The sequence below is a fragment of the Novosphingobium sp. UBA6272 genome (assembly GCF_002440635.1).
Taxonomy (GTDB): Bacteria; Pseudomonadota; Alphaproteobacteria; order Sphingomonadales; family Sphingomonadaceae; genus Novosphingobium.
In genome coordinates this window covers 116,060-133,677 of sequence record NZ_DJUW01000033.1, presented here as the reverse complement: position 1 = coordinate 133,677, position 17,618 = coordinate 116,060, and the positions used below count along the sequence as shown (strand labels likewise).

Below are 17,618 nucleotides of genomic sequence, written 5' to 3'. Positions count from 1 at the left end.
ATGAGTGACAAATCTATGCCTTGCTTTTCCAACGCTTGACGAATTTGCTTGCTGGTTAGGCCTTTTACCTTTGCAAAAGGCACGTTTTTAGATTTGCGTTGAGAATATCCGGCCTTCTCTGAGGAAAGTTTGACTATGGCCCAAAAGCCAAAACTCTGTTCCGTGAATCTCTTGTCGGCCTTCATCGTGACATCTCTTAGAGTGCAGCTTTACGCTGTCAAACTTTGGGTGACGGTGAAAAGTGCAACAACCTCCCAACTCCGCAATCCTGAACGCCGCATCCGCAAAGAAACGCTGGGCGACCATGGCATCGAAAGTGTCCAAGGCTGAGCAGGCAGAGCCGGTGATCCGCATGGCGGAGCTGGGAGCGCGCTTGGCTGCACGCAAGGCGGAGCTAGGCTTGCCCGAACTGCCCCGCAACGCCGACAAGAACCGCACCCCCTCCAAGCGCGCGCCGCTCGCCGAGATCGAGAAGCTGGGCGGCAAGTGGTGAGGGCGGGTTAGGCGCTTTCCGAGCCGCCTTTGGCGGCCCAGCTCCTCCAACCCTTCGACAAGCTCAGGGTGAGCGGGGCCGGGGCGGAACAAGCCTTCGACAAGCTCAGGGTAACCCTTCGACAGGCTCAGGGTGAGCGGCGCTGGGATTGCGCGGCTGGCCCCCCCATTTTCCTACATCCCCAAAATCTGCAACATGGTCGGTTTGCCTTTGGACAAGGAGAACGATCGTGGACGACCAGCCGGGCAGTGGGTTTGGGCGGGGGTGGATTCCGCTGGAGCGGGATATTGGATTGCCGGGGGAGGGGGCCTACCCTGCTGCGACTAGCGCCGCCGATGGCGGCGCAAGTCTCGCTCCCCTCCCGTCTACGGGAGGGGGTGATGGGAGGCACGTGGCTCCCATCACGGGAGGGCCTGTTTTGGGCGAGGCGGGCGGGGCGCGTGCCCCCTCCGTCTCGCTGCGCGAGCCACCTCCCCCAGAGGGGGAGGATATGGTGGTGCCGCTGCGGGTGCGGGCGGATGGGTGGTCGCCCGATAGACAGCGGGCCTTTCTGGAGAACCTGGCGGCTTGCGGCTCCGTCTCGGCGGCGGCGCGGGCGGTGGGAATGTCGCGCGAGAGTGCCTATGCACTGCGCCGCCGGGCCGAGGCGCGGGGCTTTGCCCAGGCCTGGGATGCGGCGCGGCTGCTGGCGGCGGAGCATCTGGTCGATCTCGCCTGGGACCGGGCGGTCAACGGCATGGTCCGCCCGCTGGTCTATCACGGCGAGGTGGTGGGCGAGGTGCGCCATTTCGACAACCGCCTGCTGCTCGGCCTGATCGCGCAGAACCGCCAGGTGCTGGCCGAACAGGGGCTGTCCGCTCCGCCCGAACTGACCGCGGCGGTCGCCGGGGACTGGGACGCGGCGCTCGCCCGGGTCGAGCGGGGTGAGTTCCTCCCCGATCCGGGGAGGGGGACCAGCGCAGCTGGTGGAGGGGTACAGGCAAGTGTTCCCAACACCTCTGGGCAGCACCCTTGCGAACACCCGCCTGCACCCCTCCACCATCCTGCGGACGGCGAGGATATTCCCCCGCCGCTCCCTCCGGAAACCGACACCCGGGGCGAGCCGCTGGTCGAGGCGCAGCAGCTGGAGATCGGAACCTATGGCCATTGGTGGGACGATGAGCACCAGTGCTATCTGACCAACTGGCCCACGCCGCCGGACTGGAGCGGCGACGAATTCCGGCTTGACGACGACGACACGGCGACGCGGATCGATCCGGACGCGGAAGATGCTGACGGTGCGGGTGACACCGGCGCGCTGCGGCCCGGGGCCCCGCCGCCGCCGGAGCCGGGCTGGGCGCGGACCCTTTCTGCGGCGGAGCTGGATGGGCTGGAGCGGGCCGAAGCGCACCGCGCGGCGCGGCTTGAGCTCTATCGCCGCCAAGCCTTCGGATTGGCCAGTCCGGCCGAGTGCCACTCGCTGTCGCTCGCCAATCCGGGGACGGACCGGGGCGCGGCAGCGGCCGACGTTTCCGGGCCATGCACCCTGTGATGTTTGTGAATTTCCGGGCGGGGCTCAGCCGCGCCGCGTGCTCTCCCGCACCAGCAGCTGGACCGGCACGCGGCGCTGCTCGTGGCTGTCGCCGGCGACGCTGGCCAGCAGCTTGTCGATCATCATCGCCCCGGCGGCGGCGAAATCGGGCTGGACCGTGCTGAGCGGGGGCATGGCATTGGCGCTGGCCTTGATCCCGTCGAACCCGATCAGGGCGATATCAGCGGGGACCTTGATCCCCAGGTCGCTCAGTTCGCGCAGGGTGCCCAGCGCGATTTCGTCGCAGACCGCGAAGATCCCGTCGCAGGGGCGGCCCGCGGCGAGCAGCGCGCGAGCGGCGCGGCGGCCCTGTTCCTCGCGCGGCAGATCGTCCTCGATCTCGATCAGCCAGGGATCGAGCCCGGCGCGCTCCATGCGTTCCGAGTAGCCGTCCCAGCGCTCCTTGAACTGGCGCTGGAGCGAGCCGACCGAGCCGATGCAGGCGATCTTGCCGCAGCCGCGCTCGATCAGGTGGCCGGTGGCGAGGCGGGCGCCCTCGTGGTTGTCGGAGCGGATCCATTCGAGATCGTCATAAGGCGAGCCCCAGCAGACCCAGTGCATCCCGCTCTGCCCAAGCTCGCGGTAATAGTTCCACGCCGCTTCGTTCTGGGTGGTGCCGATCACGATCAGCCCATCGGCCTTGCGCTGTTCCTCGTAGCGGCCCGCAAGGTTGGCCGGGCCATCCTGGAAGCTGACCAGCGTCTCGTACCCGCGAGCCGAGGCGGCGGCGCAGATCGAGCCGAGCAGGGCATAGGTGAAGGGGTTGAGGTCCTTGCGGTCTTCATCCGGGCGGCAGATCACCACCACGGCCAGCGTTCCGGTCTTGCCGGTGCGCAGCCGGGCGGCGTTGTTGTCGACATAATAGTTGAGCCGCCGCGCCGCCTCGGCCACGCGCAGCCGGGTCGCTTCGCTGACCACCGGATCGCCGGCCAGGGCGCGGCTCACCGTCGACTGGCTGACACCGGCTTCGGCGGCAACGTCGAACGAGGTGACCCGGAATGGGCGCGGTTTGGGCTTGTCGGCGTTTTCCCCCATGGGGACGCTCTACATCGCCGAGATGCCGCCGTCGAGTTTGAGTTCGGCCCCGGTCATGAAGCGGCTCTCGTCGGAGGCGAGGTAGAGCACGCCGCCCGCGATATCGTCGGGGTGGCCGACGCGCTTGAGCGGGATCTGGCGGGCGAGCTTGTCCATGATCACCTCCTTGCTCTTGCCGGTAGAGGTGACCATGCCGTCAAGGATCGGGGTATCGATGAAGGTCGGATGGACCGAATTGCTGCGGATGTCCCAGCCCATCTTCGCGCAATAGAGCGCGACCGACTTGCTGAGCATCCACACCGCCGCCTTGCTGGCGTTGTAGCCGGGCATGGTATCGCTGGCGATCAGGCCGGCGATCGAGGAGATGTTGATGATCGAGCCGGGCTGGCTGTCCTTCATCAAGGGCAGCGCCTTCTGGCAGCCGAGGAACACCGAATCGACGTTGATCGCAAAGCCGCGCTGCCAGTCTGCCAGGGTGCAGGTCTCGATATTGCCGCGCACTCCGACACCGGCGTTATTGACCAGCACGGAAAGGCCGCCCATCAGCTCAGCCGCAGCTTCGACCGCGGCGATCCACTGGTCCTCCTGGGTGACGTCGAGCGCTACGGAAAAGGCGGTGCCGGCGCCAAGCTCGGCATTGATAGCTTCGGCCTGAGATGCGGCGCCGGCGGCATTGATATCGGCCAGCAGCACCTGCGCGCCGTGCCGCGCGAGCATCATCGCCTGGGCCGCACCCAATCCCTGCGCCGCGCCGGTGACCAGCGCCTTCTTCCCTTGAACCCGTCCTGCCATCTTCACATTCCTCCCATTAGACCCGGACCGAGCAGCATCAGCAGCCTTACGTCAATCCCCAATCCGCGCTGGCGGGCCGCGGCGATGAAGTCTGACAGGTCCGAAAGTGCGACGCGGTGAACGGTGATGTCCTCGCCGTCGGTCCCGCCGCCAGGCCCGGTGCGAGTCAATCCGTGGGCACGCAGCAGCGAGAAGCTCTCGCTGACCATGCCGGGGGAGGAATAGAACTCCCCCAGCAGTTCCATCCGCTCGGCCCGGTAGCCGGTCTCCTCTTCCAGCTCGCGGCTGGCAGCAGCGGTGGCATCCTCATCGCAACTGGTATTATCGTCGCCGATCAGCCCGGCCGGCAGTTCGATGCAGGCCTTGCCCAGCGGGACGCGGAACTGCTCGACCAGGATCACGTAATCCGCCTCGTCGATCGCCAGGATCACCGCCGCCTTGATCCCCCGGCTGCGTGAGACGTATTCCCACTTGCCCTTGACCTTGGTGGTGATGAATTTGCCTTGCCAGACGACCTGTTCCGCTTCTTCACTCATGACGCGGGCCTACACGAGGTGGTCGACGGCGGTCTAGAGTTCGATCAGCCGGTCGGGCAGTTCGTTCTTGTCGTCCTCGGCGCGGGGGAAGTGTTCGGCCAGCACCGCGCCGACCCGCTCGACCGCCGCGACCATGCCGGGGCCTGGGCGGCCGGCGCGGATCTCGGCGATCATGACGGCCATGGCATCGCCCCAGACCTCGGGCAAAACCTTGCTGGCGATTGCTTCGTCGGCGACAATCTCTGCGCGGCGTTCGGCCAGGCTGAGGTAGATCAGGATCCCGGTGCGGCCATGGGTGCGGCGTTCGGCCCCGACCTTGAAATAGCGCTCGGCCCGATCGCGAACCCGGGCGTGCTTCAGAGGCGCGGGGACGAGTGCGAGGCGCAGCGGCCGCCACAATTGCAGCAGCCACATGCCCAGGAACTTCGCGCTCGCGACGAACAGAGCCAGGGCAAAAACCTTTTGCGGGGTCCATTCGGCTTGCCAGTTGCCCAGCACCCAATCGATCTTGGCGAGGTAGAAGTCAGGAAACAGCGCCAGCACCGTCAATGCGGCCATTGCGGCCAGCGCCGACCACAGCAGCGCGACATCGTGGAAGGTATTGGATTCGCCAGCGATGATCGTGACGATCTCGCCCGCGCTATGCTCTTCCGCCTTGGCCACGGCTGCGCTGATCGCCTGGTGATCGGCCTCATCGAGATGCAGGAGGGGGTGTGCCATGGTCTGCCTCCTACCAGCTGCCTGAGGATCCGCCGCCGCCAAAGCTGCCGCCGCCGCCGCCCCAGCTTGATCCGCCGCCGCCACCGCCGCTCGAACCCCAGCTACCGCCGGAACTGCGGCTGGCATTGGCCGCGGCGTTGAGCACTTCCCAGACGATCACCGGCCCGATCCCGCTGCCATGATAGCGGCGGCCGCGCCGGGCCCGGCGGATGATCGGCAAGACGAAGAACAGGAAAAAGAACAGCAGCCAGATGACCAGGCCGAACGGTATCCCGTCCTGCTTGGCCGGCTTGGCCGCCTGCGCCGCGATCTGCTGGGCCTGGTCGGCGGGGAGCGTAAGCTGCTGGATGATAGCGTCGGTCCCGGCCTCGATCCCGCCGGGCATGTCGCCAGCCTTGAACTTCGGCACGATCTGGCGGTTGATGATCAGGCTGGAGAGGCCGTCGGTCAGCACCGGTTCCAGCCCATAGCCGACCTCGATCCGCAGCTTTCGCTCGTTCGGGGCGACGATCAGGATCGCCCCGTCATTGCGCTGTTTGTCGCCCAGCTGCCAGTGCCGGCCCAGCCGGTAGCCATAGTCCGAGATCTCGTAGCCTTGCAGGCTGGACAGAGTCACCACCACCAGTTCGCGCTGCGATTGCGCCTTCAGAGCGGTCAGCTTCTCTGTCAGTCTCGCTTCGCTTTCAGGCGGCAGGATCCCGGCTTGGTCGACGACCGGACCGGTCAACTGCGGAAAGTCCTGGGCCCGCGCAGCGAGCGGCATGGTGGCTATTGCCAGCAGCGCAAGCAGCAGATTTCGGATCATGGCCATCACTTTGGACTCCGCCCAGGCAAGGTTGGATTGGCCTTCAGCTTGGTGACCAGCGCCTGCGAAGCCGCGATCACCCCGGCATCGTACTGCCCCTTGCGGAACAGCGGCACCATCACGTCATCGATCAGCCGCTGGCAATCGGCATTGGTCAGCACCCGCTGCAGCCCTTTGCCCACCTCGATGCGGACCTTGCGGTCGTTCGGCGCGACCAGAAGCAGGACGCCGTCCTTGCGGGCAGAATCGCCGATCGACCACTGGTTGGCGATACGCAGCGCGTATTCTTCGACGCTCGCCTTGCCCAGACTTGGCACCGACATGACCACCACTTGCGGCCCAGACTCGACATTCAGGGCTTCGAATTGGCCATCGAGCAGGGTGATAGTGTCTTGCGAAAAGACCCTCGCCCCGTCGATCACATAGCTTGAGCGGGTCTGCGCCGTCACCGCCGCGGCAGAGGCTGCTGCCGATGCTGCGGCATTGGCCGCGTTGGCCTGTTCGTCGACCGGTGCCTCAGCTATCGCCGACCCGGCCGAATTGAAGGTTCCTGCCCCGTTCTGCCAAAGCCAGTAACCCGACCCAAGGACGAGCAGCGCGGCTAGCGCTGTGCCAAGCAACTGCAGCGGGCTCGCCCCCTCGGTAATCGGTTCGGGCCCGGGCTGGCCGAGCATCGGCTTATCTCCTGTCCTGAAAGGTCAGAGCTTGCCTTCCAGGCTTGGGGCCACTTCGGCCCCCGGGGTGGTGGCCTGATAAGGCACCATCGGCTTGGCCCCGTAAATCACCTTGGCACCGATCGCGTCGGGGAAGGTGCGGATCGTGGTATTATAGGCCCGCACCGCCTCGTTGTAATCGCGCAGTGCGATCCGGACGCGGTTTTCCTGACCTTCCAGCTGGCTTTGCAGCATCTGGTAATTCTCGATCGACTTGAGATTGGGATAGGCCTCGACATTGGCGAGCAGCCGTCCGAACCCGCCAAGCGTGCCGGAGAACTGGTTCTGCGCGTCCTGGAAGGCCTTCATCTTGGCCGGATCGGTCAGATCGTCGGCGCTGAGCTGGATGCTGGTAGCCTTGGCGCGGGCTTCCATCACCCCGGTCAAAATGCCCTTCTCCTGCTCAGCCGCGCCCTTGGCGACCGCGGCGAGGTTCGGGATGAGATTGGCGCGTTCCTGGAAAGCGGCCTGAACATCGGCCCACTTGGCTTTGGCCTGTTCCTCTGCGGTCGGCACGGAATTGATCCCGCAGGCGGCCAGCGAAGCTGCAGCTACCGATACCACCGCAAAGCGGCCGAATGTTCCGAAGCGGTCAAACGAAGTCGACATGGACAGATCCCTTGGGCAAGCCTCCCGCCAGGTGCGGGCCGACTTAATGTAGTAGGACGCCGGAACGGTTCAAGTGAAACCCGTTAACGTGCTTGGCGATTGACCATTCCCGTGGCAATTTCCCTTCTCAGATTGATCTAAACAAGGGGACGAAATTTGTTGAGTGAGTTCAAGGCCTTTATCGCGCGCGGCAACGTGCTGGATCTGGCGGTCGGTGTGATCATCGGCGCTGCCTTTGGCAAGATCGTTTCGTCGCTGACCGACGATGTGATCATGCCGGTGGTCGGGGCCATTTTTGGCGATGTCGACTTTTCGAACAAGTACACCGTGCTTAGCGGCGAAGTGGCGGCGGGAACCCCGCTCGCTGCTGCCAAGGAAGCCGGTGCCAATGTTCTGGCCTGGGGCAGCTTCGTGACCGCTATAATCAACTTCCTGATCCTGGCCTTCGTGATCTTCCTGATCGTGCGTCAGGCCAACAAGGTCATGCCGCCGCCGCCCGCAGCAGCCGGGCCTACCGAGGTTGATCTGCTGACCGAAATCCGGGATTCGCTGAAGAAGTAACGGATTTTGTAGCTGAAAAACAGGGCGGGGGGTGTGAAGGCATCCTCCGCCCTTTTCATTTGGCGGCAGGTGCCTATATTGGTCTCTGCCGGGTTCGCCCGGCTATGGTGATAAATTGTTGCGTGCAATAGATGCAGCGGACCCGGGGGCGGTACCCGGCGGCTCCACCACCTCGCTTGTTTCGGCAGGCGAAATGACGGGGCCGAACTAGGATCGACGTGTGTTGAAAAGCGCAGTTTTCACCCGGGCTGAGTAACCCGTTCAAGGCTCAAAACCCACAAGTGCCAACGACAACGAAGCACTTGCTCTCGCCGCGTAATTCTAGGGGCTAACGCCCTGAAGTTATAAGGTGAAAGCACGGTTCGGACCGAACCGGGTAACAGAATCGGAAACCGGGCGTCCGGGGGTACGTAGCAACAGAAACCCCCACCATCCTTCGCCGCTATGCCCGTTCAGACCGCGCCTTCCGCCTCGGCCCGAAGGCGGCGTTCGTGCTTCAGGCAGTCGAGGATTTTGCCCCCGGCCATAAAGACCGCGCCGGTGCAGGCCAGGAACAGCAGTTTGCCGCCGAATCCAGGGAACCGATAGAGATAGGCATGCCCGCGTTCGACCGCGCCGATCGCCAGGGCATAGATGATAAGGTAGGCCTCGAAGGGCGTTTTGATGACGAACAGGCGACCAACCTTGCTTAGCATTTCGACCTTCTTTCGCGTTAACACTTTCCTCAGCAACCATCATGCCAAACCCCGTATTCCGCGCAAGATGGTGGTAAAGGTAAACGGCGATTGTAAAGCGTCCCGACAAGGGACTCGGGCGTTCAGGCCAGTTCGGTCAGATCCAGTGCTTCAAGCAGCGCGCGGCGGGCCGCGATCACGGTCTGGGCCAGCTCCGGGCTGCCGATCTGCGCCGGGGCAATGCTTTCCGGCCAATGCTCGGTAATCACCGCCTCGATCAGGCTGGCCTTGGCCGCGTCGAGCAGGAAGCGTGGATCGACCGTCGCCGGGTCTGTCACCACCCGCAATCGCAGACAAGCCGGGCCGCCGCCATTGGCCATCGATTGCCGCACGTCGACCGGCAGGACCCGGCGGATCGGCCCGTTCGAGGCGAGCATGGCATCGAGCCAGGCGCGGACCCGGACGTGTTCCCAGGCTTCGGTCGGGATCACCAAGGCCATCTCTCCTGACGGAAGCGACAGCAGCTGGGCGTTGAACAGGTAGGACTTGATCGCGTCGGCCAGGCTGACCGCGTCGGCTGGAACCACCACGATCTCGGCCTCGGGCAGGCGCTCGCGGATCGCGGCGTAGGTGCCCGCCGGGTCGGCAAAGGCCAGTTCATGCGTGAACAGCACCCGCTCGTTGGCCACGGCGACAACGTCGTTATGGAACGCCCCCGCCGCGATCGCATCGGGGTTCTGTTCGACGAACAGCGTCCGCGCCGGATCAAGCCCGTGGAGCCGGGCCACCGCGCGGCCGGCTTCGACATGCTGGCGCGCCGGAAATGCGCCGCCGGTGGTGCCGTAGACGAAGATCTCAAGCCCCGGCGAAGCATGGCCTGCGCACATCCGCATGTGATTGGCCGCGCCTTCATCGCCGAAACAGGGCGGCACGGCATCGTGGACCGCAAAGTGCTCGGCATTGGCGAAAGCGGCACGCAGCTGCCGCACGGTATCGGGCCATTCCTGGCTGCGATGCGGCATGGTCACCAGGTTGGCTGCAGTCAGGTGGCAGCGCCCGTCGGCGGTGTCGGCCGCGGGGGAGACGGTCGCCGCGTTGGCGGTCCACATCGAACTGGCCGACCAGGCCGCCGCGGTCAGCCGCGGGTTCTCGCTGCCGTCAGCGCCGATGGCCGAAAGGAACCTGGCATTGGGGCGGGGCAGGGGCAGCAGGAAGCCCTGCGCCAGCCCCAGCGCAAGATTGTGCCGCATCTTGGCCAGCCCCTGCAGCGCCGCCGCGCGGGGGTAGGCCACATCGCCGGCGTGGCTGGCCGAAGCGAGATTGCCGAGGCTCAGCCCGGCATAATTGTGCGAAGGACCGATGATCCCGTCGAAGTTGATTTCAACAACAGCCATAAAGCGACCTTAGCTCCCCTCCCGCAGGCGGGAGGGGTTGGGGGTGGGTATTGCGGGCAATCACCACCGAGCCACGTGAGTGAGCGACTGGCCGCGTTCGACGCCCAGCAGGCGCGCGCAGTCCGGGTCGATCGCGATGCCGCCGTCGCGTGTTTCGACCCAGCCATAGGCGGCGCGAAATTCGCCGAGCTGGCCGAAGGCGCAGAGCCGCTTCTCGCCGCCCGTGTGCTCGCCCAGGCCGTCATCGACTGCGACGATCTTGTCTTCCACCGCTTCGCGGACCGAGCGGATCTGGTCGGTTCGCGCAGTCATGGTCGGCCCGCCATCGAAGATGTCGATGTAGTTTTCCCAGGCGAAACCCTCGTTTTCCAGCATCCGCATCGCCGCCCGGCCACTGGGATGCGGCAGGCCGATCACGTGGCGCGCGGCATCGCTCAGCATGGCGATGTAAACCGGATGCTTGGGCATCAGATCGGCGATGAACTGGTTGCCGAACTTGGCGTTGAATTCATCGGCTTCCTGGAAATTCATGCCGAAGAAGCGTCCGGCCACCCCGTCCCAGAACGGCGATCCGCCCGCTTCGTCGATTACGCCGCGCAGTTCGGCGAAGGTCTTGTCGGCAAAGCGTTCGCGGTGCTTGCGGATGAACAGATAGCGGCTGCGGGCCAGCAGCATGCCTTGCCCGCCCGAACGCTCGCCCGGATGCAGGAACAGCCCGCCGACTTCGGATTGCCCTTCCATGTCGGTCGAAAGGTTGAGGATGTCGGCACGGAAGGTCCGGCCAAGCTCCTCGCTGTGCTGGGTCAAGGCGCCGATCCGGTACGAGTAGAACGGCCACTTGAGACCGACCGCCGAGAAAATCTGGCAGGTGCCGCGCACTTCGCCGGTCGCAGTGTTTTCCAGCATGAACAGGAACAGATCGTCGCCGACCGTTGCTTCGGTCCGGGCGAAGCCTTGAGCCGCACGGTCGAGCTTCGCGGTCAGCGCCTTGCGATCGGGGGGCAGGTTGGTGAACCCGCCGCCGGTGCTCTTGGCCATTTCGTAGAGGTGCTGCAGATCGTCGGCGCGCGCGGCGCGGATTACGAAAGTCACAAGGGGGCTCCGGTGGCTAGGCGATGAAGGACCAGCGCCGAAAGTTTCGCGCGTTCCTCAAGGCTGGGGACGATCAGGAATTCGTCCTGTGAATGGATCGCACCGCCGCGCACGCCCATGGTATCGACCACAGGCACGCCGCAGGCAGCGATGTTATTGCCGTCGCAGACCCCGCCAGAGGCCACGCGGCTGATCGGCTGGCCGAGCAATGCGCTGCATTCCTCGACAATCCCGAACAGCTTCTCGGCCCGGGTGTCGAGCACCTTGGGCGGGCGGCTGATCCCGCCGTGCATGTGGATCGAAACCTCGTGTTCGGCCTCGACCCGGGCGATCAGCATCTTGAGCGCGGCCAGAAATTCCCCGGCTGCGGCTTCCTCGCGCGGGCGGATGTTGAACCGCAGCACCGCCAGATCGGGGACGACGTTGTTGGCGCTGCCGCCGTCGATCCTGGCCGGATTGACGCTCAGTCCGTCACGGTGCAGCGCCTTGAGGCCCAGCGCCAGCGCGGCTGCGGCGACCAGCGCATTGCGGCCATCGTCGGGATTGCGCCCGGCATGGGCCGATTTGCCGCGCACCGTCAACGACCAGTTGCCGCTGCCGGCCCGCGCCCCGGCCAGGGTACCATCGGGCAGGGCGCTGGGTTCATAGGTCAGCGCGGCGGCCTTGCCCTGCGCCAGCTGCGCGATCAGCGGCGCGGAAGAGAGGCTGCCGGTTTCCTCGTCCGAATTGATCATCACGTCATAGCCCACCGAGGCGGCGGCTGCGCAAGTCTCGAACGCTTTCAGCGCGGCGACAATCACCGCGATCCCGCCCTTCATGTCGGCTACGCCGGGCCCGTTCAGCGTCTGCTCGTCCAGCCAGACCTGATCCTGGAATGGGTGCGAGGCAGGGAACACCGTGTCCATATGTCCGGTCAGCAGAAAGCGCCGTTCCGCTTCGGGCCGGACCCGCAGCACCAGATGCTTGCCGTATTCGACCGCCGCTTCCGCGCCGTCCGGCGTAATCGCGCTGATCGGGGCAGGGTCCTCCAGCGTCACCGTGCCGGGCAGAGCGGCGAAGGCATCGGCCAGCACTGCGGCCTGCTCGGCCAGACCGGCGAGGTTGGCGGTGCCGGTGTTGACCGCGCTCCACGTCTGGACCTGGCCCAGCATGGGCGCGGCATCGACCGCTGCGAGCAGCGCCGTCTCCGAAGGCGAAAACCGTTGCATATGAAACCGTCCCTAGCCGAGTGGCTGCAGGCTTCCAACCCCCGGCAAGGAAAGCGGTTGGCAACTGTTCGCAACTGCGGCATAGGCCCGGCTGTTCCTCCCCGGAATCGACAGTCAATCCGCCGGAGCCGCGCGGTTCCGGCCCCTAGTTGCGCGAGGATACATGAGCGATCGGGTCGAGAAGTCTGGGCTGAAAGTCGATGCGGCGCTGGCCGCATTTGTCGAGCGAGAGGTGCTTGCCCCGCTTGGCCGCGATGCTGCCCAATTCTGGTCAGGTTTTGCCGCGCTGCTGGAGCGCTTCGTTCCCGTCAACCGCGCCCTTCTTGCCAAGCGCGACGAACTGCAGGCGCAGATCGATGCCTGGCATCTGGCCCGGGCCGGCAAGCCGATCGACCAGGCCGAATACCAGGCCTTCCTGCGCGAGATCGGCTACCTCGTGCCCGAACCCGCCCCGTTCAAGATTGGGACCGCGAACGTCGACGCCGAAATCGCGACCATGGCCGGGCCGCAGCTGGTGGTGCCGGTGCTCAACGCCCGCTTCCTGCTCAATGCTGCCAATGCCCGCTGGGGCAGCCTTTATGACGCCTACTATGGCACCGACGCGCTCGATGCTCCGCCGGCCCGCCCGGGCGGCTATGACAAGGATCGCGGCGCAGCCGTGGTCAAGGCCGTGCGCGCCTTCCTCGATGGCGCGATCCCCGGCTGGCAGGCCGCACTGGAAGGTGGAGACTGCGAATTTCTGGTTGCCCGGCGCACGGGTGGATTGCTGTTCCGCAACAATGGCCTGCACATCGAAGTTGTGATCGATCCCAGCCATCCGGTCGGTCAGGACGATCCGCTCGGTATCGCCGACGTGATCCTTGAGAGCGCACTGACTACGATCTGCGACATGGAAGATTCGGTCGCTGCGGTCGATGCCGAGGACAAGCTGCTGGCCTATTCCAATTGGCTCGGCGTGATCCGCGGCGATCTGACCGACACCTTCGAAAAGGGCGGCAAGACCCTGACCCGCGCGCTCAATGCTGACCGGGTCTGGGGCGACTTGACCCTGCCAGGGCGCAGCCTGCTGTTCGTCCGCAACGTTGGCCACCTGATGACCAACCCGGCGATCCTGCTGGCCGACGGCGGCGAGATTCCCGAGGGGATCATGGACGGCGTGATCACCAGCGCGATCGGGGCGATCGGCCTTGCGGGGCTGGGCAAATATGCCAACAGCCGCTGCGGCTCCATCTACATCGTCAAGCCCAAGCAGCACGGGCCGGAAGAGTGCAGCTTTACCAACGATCTGTTCGATGCGGTGGAAGATCTGCTCGGCCTGACCCGGAACACCATCAAGGTGGGCGTGATGGATGAGGAGCGTCGGACTTCGGCCAACCTCGCCGCCTGTATCCATGCGGTGAAGGACCGGATCGTGTTCATCAACACCGGCTTCCTCGATCGCACCGGGGATGAAATCCACACCTCGATGCGGGCCGGGGCGATGATCCGCAAGGGCGACATGAAGAAGAGCGCCTGGATCGCTGCTTATGAAGCGCGCAACGTCCAGATAGGCCTCGCTTGCGGGCTCTCAGGCAAGGCCCAGATCGGCAAGGGCATGTGGGCCGCGCCCGATCTGATGGGCGAAATGATGGTCCAGAAGATCGGCCACCCCAAGGCCGGCGCCAACACCGCCTGGGTCCCGTCGCCCACCGCCGCGACGCTGCACGCGATGCATTACCACGCGGTCGATGTCTTTGCGGTGCAGCGTGAGCTGGCGAGCCAGTCCACGCCGGGGCTTGAGCCGCTGCTGAGCGTGCCGCTGGCCGAAGGCACCAACTGGTCGGAAGCCGAGATCCGCGAAGAGCTCGACAACAATGCCCAGGGCCTGCTCGGCTATGTGGTCCGCTGGATCGACGCCGGAGTGGGCTGCTCCAAGGTGCCGGACTTCCACGACGTCGGCCTGATGGAAGACCGCGCGACGCTGCGCATTTCATCGCAGCACATGGCCAACTGGCTGCTGCATGGGGTCTGCACCCACGACCAGGTGATGGACAGCCTGCGCCGGATGGCCGCCAAGGTCGATGCCCAGAATGCCAGCGATCCGGCCTATGTTCTGCTGACCGGCAACGAGGAAGGCCCGGCCTTCCGCGCCGCGCTCGATCTGGTGTTCAAGGGCGTCGAACAGCCCAGCGGCTATACCGAACCGCTGCTGCACCACTGGCGGCAGGTGAAAAAGGCGGGCTAGCTCAGCGGCCAGCCCTAATCCTTCGCCCGCTCCATCAGATCCAGCCTTCGCGCCGTAACCAGCGTCTGCCAGATGAACAGCGCGTTGAGCACGGCCGCGGCCACGCCGATGAACCAGTCGAACCCGGTGGTCCGCGCGTCGGTGCGTCCGGCATCGGGGCCGAGCACCATCATCGCCAGGGTCAGGCCGATCAGCAGGAAGCGCAGCTCGGTCGGTCCGAAGTTGAAATACGAAAGCTTGAACTCGGCCAGTACCCGCGCGGCGAGGTAGGCGTGGATCGACAGCAGCAGATAGCCGACCGTGGCGAACAGCGCCGCATCCATCCGCACGTAATTGCTCATCCCCATCCCGGACATGATCAGCAGGATTACCAGGCCATCGACGCTGTGATCGATGAAATAGCCGTATTTGGGGCGCTCGATCTTGCGCCAGCGGGCAAGGCTGCCGTCGAGCGAATCCCCGAACCACTGGAACACGTAGCCCAGGATCGCCACCCACAGCCATTGCCGCGACCAGTCGCTCAGCGCGTAGCCTGCGAAAACCACCAGCGCGCCGAACACGCCGAAACCGGTCAACTTGTCGGGCGTGACCCACCGCGGCAGGCGCGGGCAGATCCAGTTGAGCAGTTGGCGCTCGCCCTTGGCGAGGATGTTCTGCTGGATGCGGTCAAGCGGACCCGTCGCATCGGTGTCGTTTTCGGTCATACCCGGCCTTACACCCTTGGCGCATGGCGGGGCAAGGGCGGCGCGTGAGCGGAGGGTTCCCCTCCCGATAAACGGGAGGGGAGGATAGGTTCAGAGGCTCTGCAGCAGCGGCATGGCCTCGTCGAGCGACTGGGCAATGATGCCGACCATGTCGTCGATCTGGGCCGGGGTGATCACCAGCGGCGGGCACATCACGATGCTGTCGCGGATGCCGCGGACCATCAGCCCGTTGGCGATGCAGCGATCGCGCACGATCGGACCGGCGTTGCCTTCCTTGCCGCCCCAGCGCTTGTTGGTGCCCTTTTCGGCGACGATCTCGACCGCGCCGAGCAGGCCGACCGAACGCGTTTCACCGACCAGCAGATGATCGTTCAGCCGCGCCAGTGCCTTGGCGAGGTGCGGACCGGTTTCGTCACGGACCTTTTCGACCAGCCCTTCGCGCTCCATGATCTCGATATTGCGCAGCGCCACTGCCGCGCAGACCGGGTGGCCCGAATAGGTATAGCCATGGACGAAATCGCCGCCGGTCTTCATCACCTTCACGATCTCTTCCGAAACCGCGACCGCCGAGATCGGCAGGTAGCCCGAGGACAGGCCCTTCGCCATCGCGATGATGTCGGGCTTCACACCCATGGTTTCGTGACCCCACATGTTGCCGGTGCGGCCGAACCCGGCGATCACTTCGTCGCAGATCATCAGAATACCGTACTTGCGGCAAATCGCTTCGACCTGCGGCCAGTAGTTGGCGGGCGGGATGATCACGCCGCCGGCGCCCTGGACCGGCTCGCCTATGAAGGCGGCGACGTTTTCCGGCCCGACTTCAAGGATCCGTTCCTCGATCGCCTGGGCGCAGGCGGTGCCGAATGTTTCGGGATCCTCGCCAAAGCCCTCGCCGAACCAGTAGGGCTGGCGGACGTGTTCGACCCCCGGGATCGGCAGATCGCCGATCGGGTGCATTGCCTTCATGCCCCCCAGCGAAACCCCGGCGACGGTCGAGCCGTGATAGGCGTTCCAGCGGCTGATGAAGACCTTGCGGGCCGGTTCGCCCTTGAGCTTCCAGTACTGGCGGACCAGGCGAAAGATCGTGTCGTTGGCTTCGCTGCCCGAAGCGTTGAAGAACACGTGGGGCAGGCGGTTCTGGGTCAGGCTGGCGATCTTTTCGGCCAGCAGCACGGCGGGCGGCGTCGCGGTCTTGAAGAAGGTATTGTAGTACGGCAGCTCGAGCATCTGCTCATAGGCCACGTCGGCCAGTTCCTTGCGGCCATAGCCGACATTGACGCACCACAGCCCGGCCATCCCGTCGAGGATGCGGTTGCCGTCGCCATCGGTGATGTAGCAACCCTCGGCATGGGTAATGATCCTGCTGCCGCCAAGATCCTCGATTTCCTGCCAGTCGGCCTGGGCGGGAAGGTGGTGCGCGATGTCAAGACGGCGGAGTTCGGCGATATCGTAATTGCGGGGCATGTCTGGTTCCTTTTTGAAAGCTGTTCACGCGGGTGGCGCGGGGGGCGTTTCAAAAGGAAATCAGGGCGAAAAGCCGATGCGGGCCTGATAGCGGTTATAGCGGGTGATGCAGGTGTTCATACGTTCCCCCGCATAGCACGGCCGAGCAGGCGGAAGAAAGCCGCGCTGTCGTCATTGCGATCGGCGTCCCATTCGGGGTGCCATTGCACCGCAACCACCGGCGCGCCGTTGGGCCGGGCCGAATAGGCTTCGACGAGGCCGTCCGGCGCTTTTGCCTCGATCGTCAGGCCCTCTGCTAACCGCCCGATCCCCTGGTAGTGGACCGAATTGACCGTCAGGTCGGACTTGCCGAACGCACCGGCCAGCACCCCGCCTTCGATCAAGTGGACCGGGTGGAGGTGATCGAACATCGCAGCGAAACTGGCGCCATCGGGGGCATGATGCCGGATCAGTTCGTCGCTGGCCGAGGTATCGCGGCGCAGCGTGCCGCCCATCGCGACGTTGATCTCCTGAAATCCCCGGCAAATCCCGAAGACGGGGCGGCCCGCATCGATCATCCGGTCAACCATGCCCAGCGCGATTTCATCGCGGCCCAGGTCGAACGGACCGTCTCCGGCTTCCTCGCCATAGCGCTGCGGCGCGACATTGGACGGCGTGCCGGTCAGCAGGATGCCGTCAAGCCGCGGGGCGACTTCGGCGGCGCTCATCAGGTCGGGCAGCGAAGGGATGATCAGCGCGGCGACATCGGCATGGACCATCGCCGAGCGGATATAGCGCTCCATCACCGCTTGCGCCGGTTCGACACCGACGGTGCGATTGCAGGCGATCACGCCAAGTACGGGGCGGGCGCTCATCCTGTCACGCTCTCAGCCCAAGCCCCACGACCAAAACCGTCACCCTGAACTCGTTTCAGGGTCCATCCACCGGTTTGCCCGGAAGCCGCCGCGCCAAACCTGACCGCGTGGTCCTTTTGCCCAACAGCACTCCGGGCCACCGGCACAATGGGCCCTGAAACGAGTTCAGG

General features: G+C 65.2%; 19 protein-coding genes and 1 other RNA gene. 5 read left to right on the top strand and 15 right to left on the bottom strand.

Annotated features, from left to right (window positions below; translation table 11 throughout):
* The coding region (locus B2V17_RS15645) for a DUF7690 domain-containing protein (RefSeq protein ID WP_292999293.1) at positions 1 to 185 on the bottom strand (185 nt) is incomplete at its 3' end.
* 119 nt (positions 186 to 304) lie between these two features.
* Here B2V17_RS15645 and B2V17_RS15640 point away from each other — a divergent pair.
* Both B2V17_RS15640 and B2V17_RS15635 read left to right on the top strand, forming a co-directional pair.
* The gene (locus B2V17_RS15640; RefSeq protein ID WP_292999291.1) at positions 305 to 493 is read left to right on the top strand and encodes a hypothetical protein; all 189 of its coding nucleotides are present in this window, start codon (positions 305 to 307) and stop codon (positions 491 to 493) included.
* 604 nt (positions 494 to 1,097) lie between these two features.
* Positions 1,098 to 2,024: a hypothetical protein gene (locus B2V17_RS15635; protein ID WP_292999289.1), complete on the top strand. Its 927-nt coding sequence runs from the start codon at positions 1,098 to 1,100 to the stop codon at positions 2,022 to 2,024.
* A gap of 24 nt (positions 2,025 to 2,048) precedes the next feature.
* On the opposite strand, the gene B2V17_RS15630 is transcribed toward B2V17_RS15635, so the two are convergent.
* Genes B2V17_RS15630 through B2V17_RS15600 form a run of 7 tightly spaced genes read right to left on the bottom strand, consistent with a single transcriptional unit; the run spans position 2,049 to position 7,273 of the window.
* Complete coding sequence (locus B2V17_RS15630; protein ID WP_292999287.1) at positions 2,049 to 3,098, bottom strand: LacI family DNA-binding transcriptional regulator; 1,050 nt, start codon at positions 3,096 to 3,098, stop codon at positions 2,049 to 2,051.
* Between the two features lie 9 nt (positions 3,099 to 3,107).
* Positions 3,108 to 3,890, bottom strand: a complete 783-nt coding sequence (locus tag B2V17_RS15625; RefSeq protein WP_292999285.1) for an SDR family oxidoreductase — start codon at positions 3,888 to 3,890, stop codon at positions 3,108 to 3,110.
* Between the two features lie 2 nt (positions 3,891 to 3,892).
* Positions 3,893 to 4,426 (bottom strand): NUDIX hydrolase, encoded by a 534-nt coding sequence (locus B2V17_RS15620; protein ID WP_292999283.1) that lies wholly within the window; start codon positions 4,424 to 4,426, stop codon positions 3,893 to 3,895.
* A gap of 33 nt (positions 4,427 to 4,459) precedes the next feature.
* Positions 4,460 to 5,146, bottom strand: coding sequence for a TPM domain-containing protein (locus B2V17_RS15615; RefSeq protein ID WP_292999281.1), 687 nt, complete (start codon positions 5,144 to 5,146; stop codon positions 4,460 to 4,462).
* A 10-nt stretch (positions 5,147 to 5,156) separates the two neighbouring features.
* A complete protein-coding gene (locus tag B2V17_RS15610; RefSeq protein ID WP_414690824.1) occupies positions 5,157 to 5,951 on the bottom strand; it encodes a TPM domain-containing protein in 795 nt (264 codons plus the stop codon).
* 5 nt (positions 5,952 to 5,956) lie between these two features.
* Entirely contained in the window at positions 5,957 to 6,625 is a 669-nt protein-coding gene (locus B2V17_RS15605) for a TPM domain-containing protein (RefSeq protein ID WP_292999277.1), read from the bottom strand.
* Between the two features lie 24 nt (positions 6,626 to 6,649).
* On the bottom strand, positions 6,650 to 7,273 hold the full coding sequence (locus tag B2V17_RS15600) for a LemA family protein (protein ID WP_292999275.1): 624 nt from the start codon (positions 7,271 to 7,273) through the stop codon (positions 6,650 to 6,652).
* Between the two features lie 156 nt (positions 7,274 to 7,429).
* Here B2V17_RS15600 and mscL point away from each other — a divergent pair, with 156 nt between their 5' ends.
* Both mscL and ssrA read left to right on the top strand, forming a co-directional pair.
* Entirely contained in the window at positions 7,430 to 7,834 is a 405-nt protein-coding gene (mscL, locus tag B2V17_RS15595) for a large conductance mechanosensitive channel protein MscL (RefSeq protein ID WP_292999273.1), read from the top strand.
* A gap of 48 nt (positions 7,835 to 7,882) precedes the next feature.
* Positions 7,883 to 8,228, top strand: a transfer-messenger RNA (tmRNA) gene (gene ssrA / locus B2V17_RS15590).
* A gap of 58 nt (positions 8,229 to 8,286) precedes the next feature.
* Here ssrA and B2V17_RS15585 read toward each other — a convergent pair.
* The 4 genes from B2V17_RS15585 to B2V17_RS15570 all read right to left on the bottom strand — a co-directional run bounded on the left by B2V17_RS15585 (position 8,287) and on the right by B2V17_RS15570 (position 12,202).
* On the bottom strand, positions 8,287 to 8,529 hold the full coding sequence (locus B2V17_RS15585) for a hypothetical protein (protein ID WP_292999271.1): 243 nt from the start codon (positions 8,527 to 8,529) through the stop codon (positions 8,287 to 8,289).
* A gap of 122 nt (positions 8,530 to 8,651) precedes the next feature.
* Positions 8,652 to 9,902 carry an N-succinylarginine dihydrolase gene (locus tag B2V17_RS15580; RefSeq protein ID WP_292999269.1) on the bottom strand — a complete coding sequence of 417 codons (1,251 nt, stop codon included), beginning with the start codon at positions 9,900 to 9,902 and terminating at the stop codon, positions 8,652 to 8,654.
* 60 nt (positions 9,903 to 9,962) lie between these two features.
* Complete coding sequence (locus B2V17_RS15575) at positions 9,963 to 10,994, bottom strand: arginine N-succinyltransferase (protein ID WP_292999267.1); 1,032 nt, start codon at positions 10,992 to 10,994, stop codon at positions 9,963 to 9,965.
* Positions 10,991 to 12,202, bottom strand: coding sequence for a hydrolase (locus tag B2V17_RS15570; RefSeq protein ID WP_292999265.1), 1,212 nt, complete (start codon positions 12,200 to 12,202; stop codon positions 10,991 to 10,993). The genes B2V17_RS15575 and B2V17_RS15570 overlap by 4 nt, the downstream gene beginning before the upstream one ends.
* Positions 12,203 to 12,365: 163 nt before the next feature.
* Between B2V17_RS15570 and B2V17_RS15565 the strand changes: the two genes are divergently transcribed.
* Positions 12,366 to 14,426 (top strand): malate synthase G, encoded by a 2,061-nt coding sequence (locus B2V17_RS15565; protein WP_292999263.1) that lies wholly within the window; start codon positions 12,366 to 12,368, stop codon positions 14,424 to 14,426.
* A 14-nt stretch (positions 14,427 to 14,440) separates the two neighbouring features.
* Here the strand turns inward: B2V17_RS15565 and B2V17_RS15560 are convergent, their stop codons facing one another.
* From B2V17_RS15560 to B2V17_RS15550, 3 genes are all read right to left on the bottom strand, one after another.
* The gene (locus B2V17_RS15560) at positions 14,441 to 15,130 is read right to left on the bottom strand and encodes a CDP-alcohol phosphatidyltransferase family protein (RefSeq protein ID WP_292999261.1); all 690 of its coding nucleotides are present in this window, start codon (positions 15,128 to 15,130) and stop codon (positions 14,441 to 14,443) included.
* 90 nt (positions 15,131 to 15,220) lie between these two features.
* Positions 15,221 to 16,594, bottom strand: coding sequence for an aspartate aminotransferase family protein (locus B2V17_RS15555; RefSeq protein WP_292999259.1), 1,374 nt, complete (start codon positions 16,592 to 16,594; stop codon positions 15,221 to 15,223).
* 116 nt (positions 16,595 to 16,710) lie between these two features.
* Positions 16,711 to 17,448, bottom strand: coding sequence for a gamma-glutamyl-gamma-aminobutyrate hydrolase family protein (locus B2V17_RS15550; protein WP_292999257.1), 738 nt, complete (start codon positions 17,446 to 17,448; stop codon positions 16,711 to 16,713).
* Between the last annotated feature and the right edge of the window lie 170 nt (positions 17,449 to 17,618).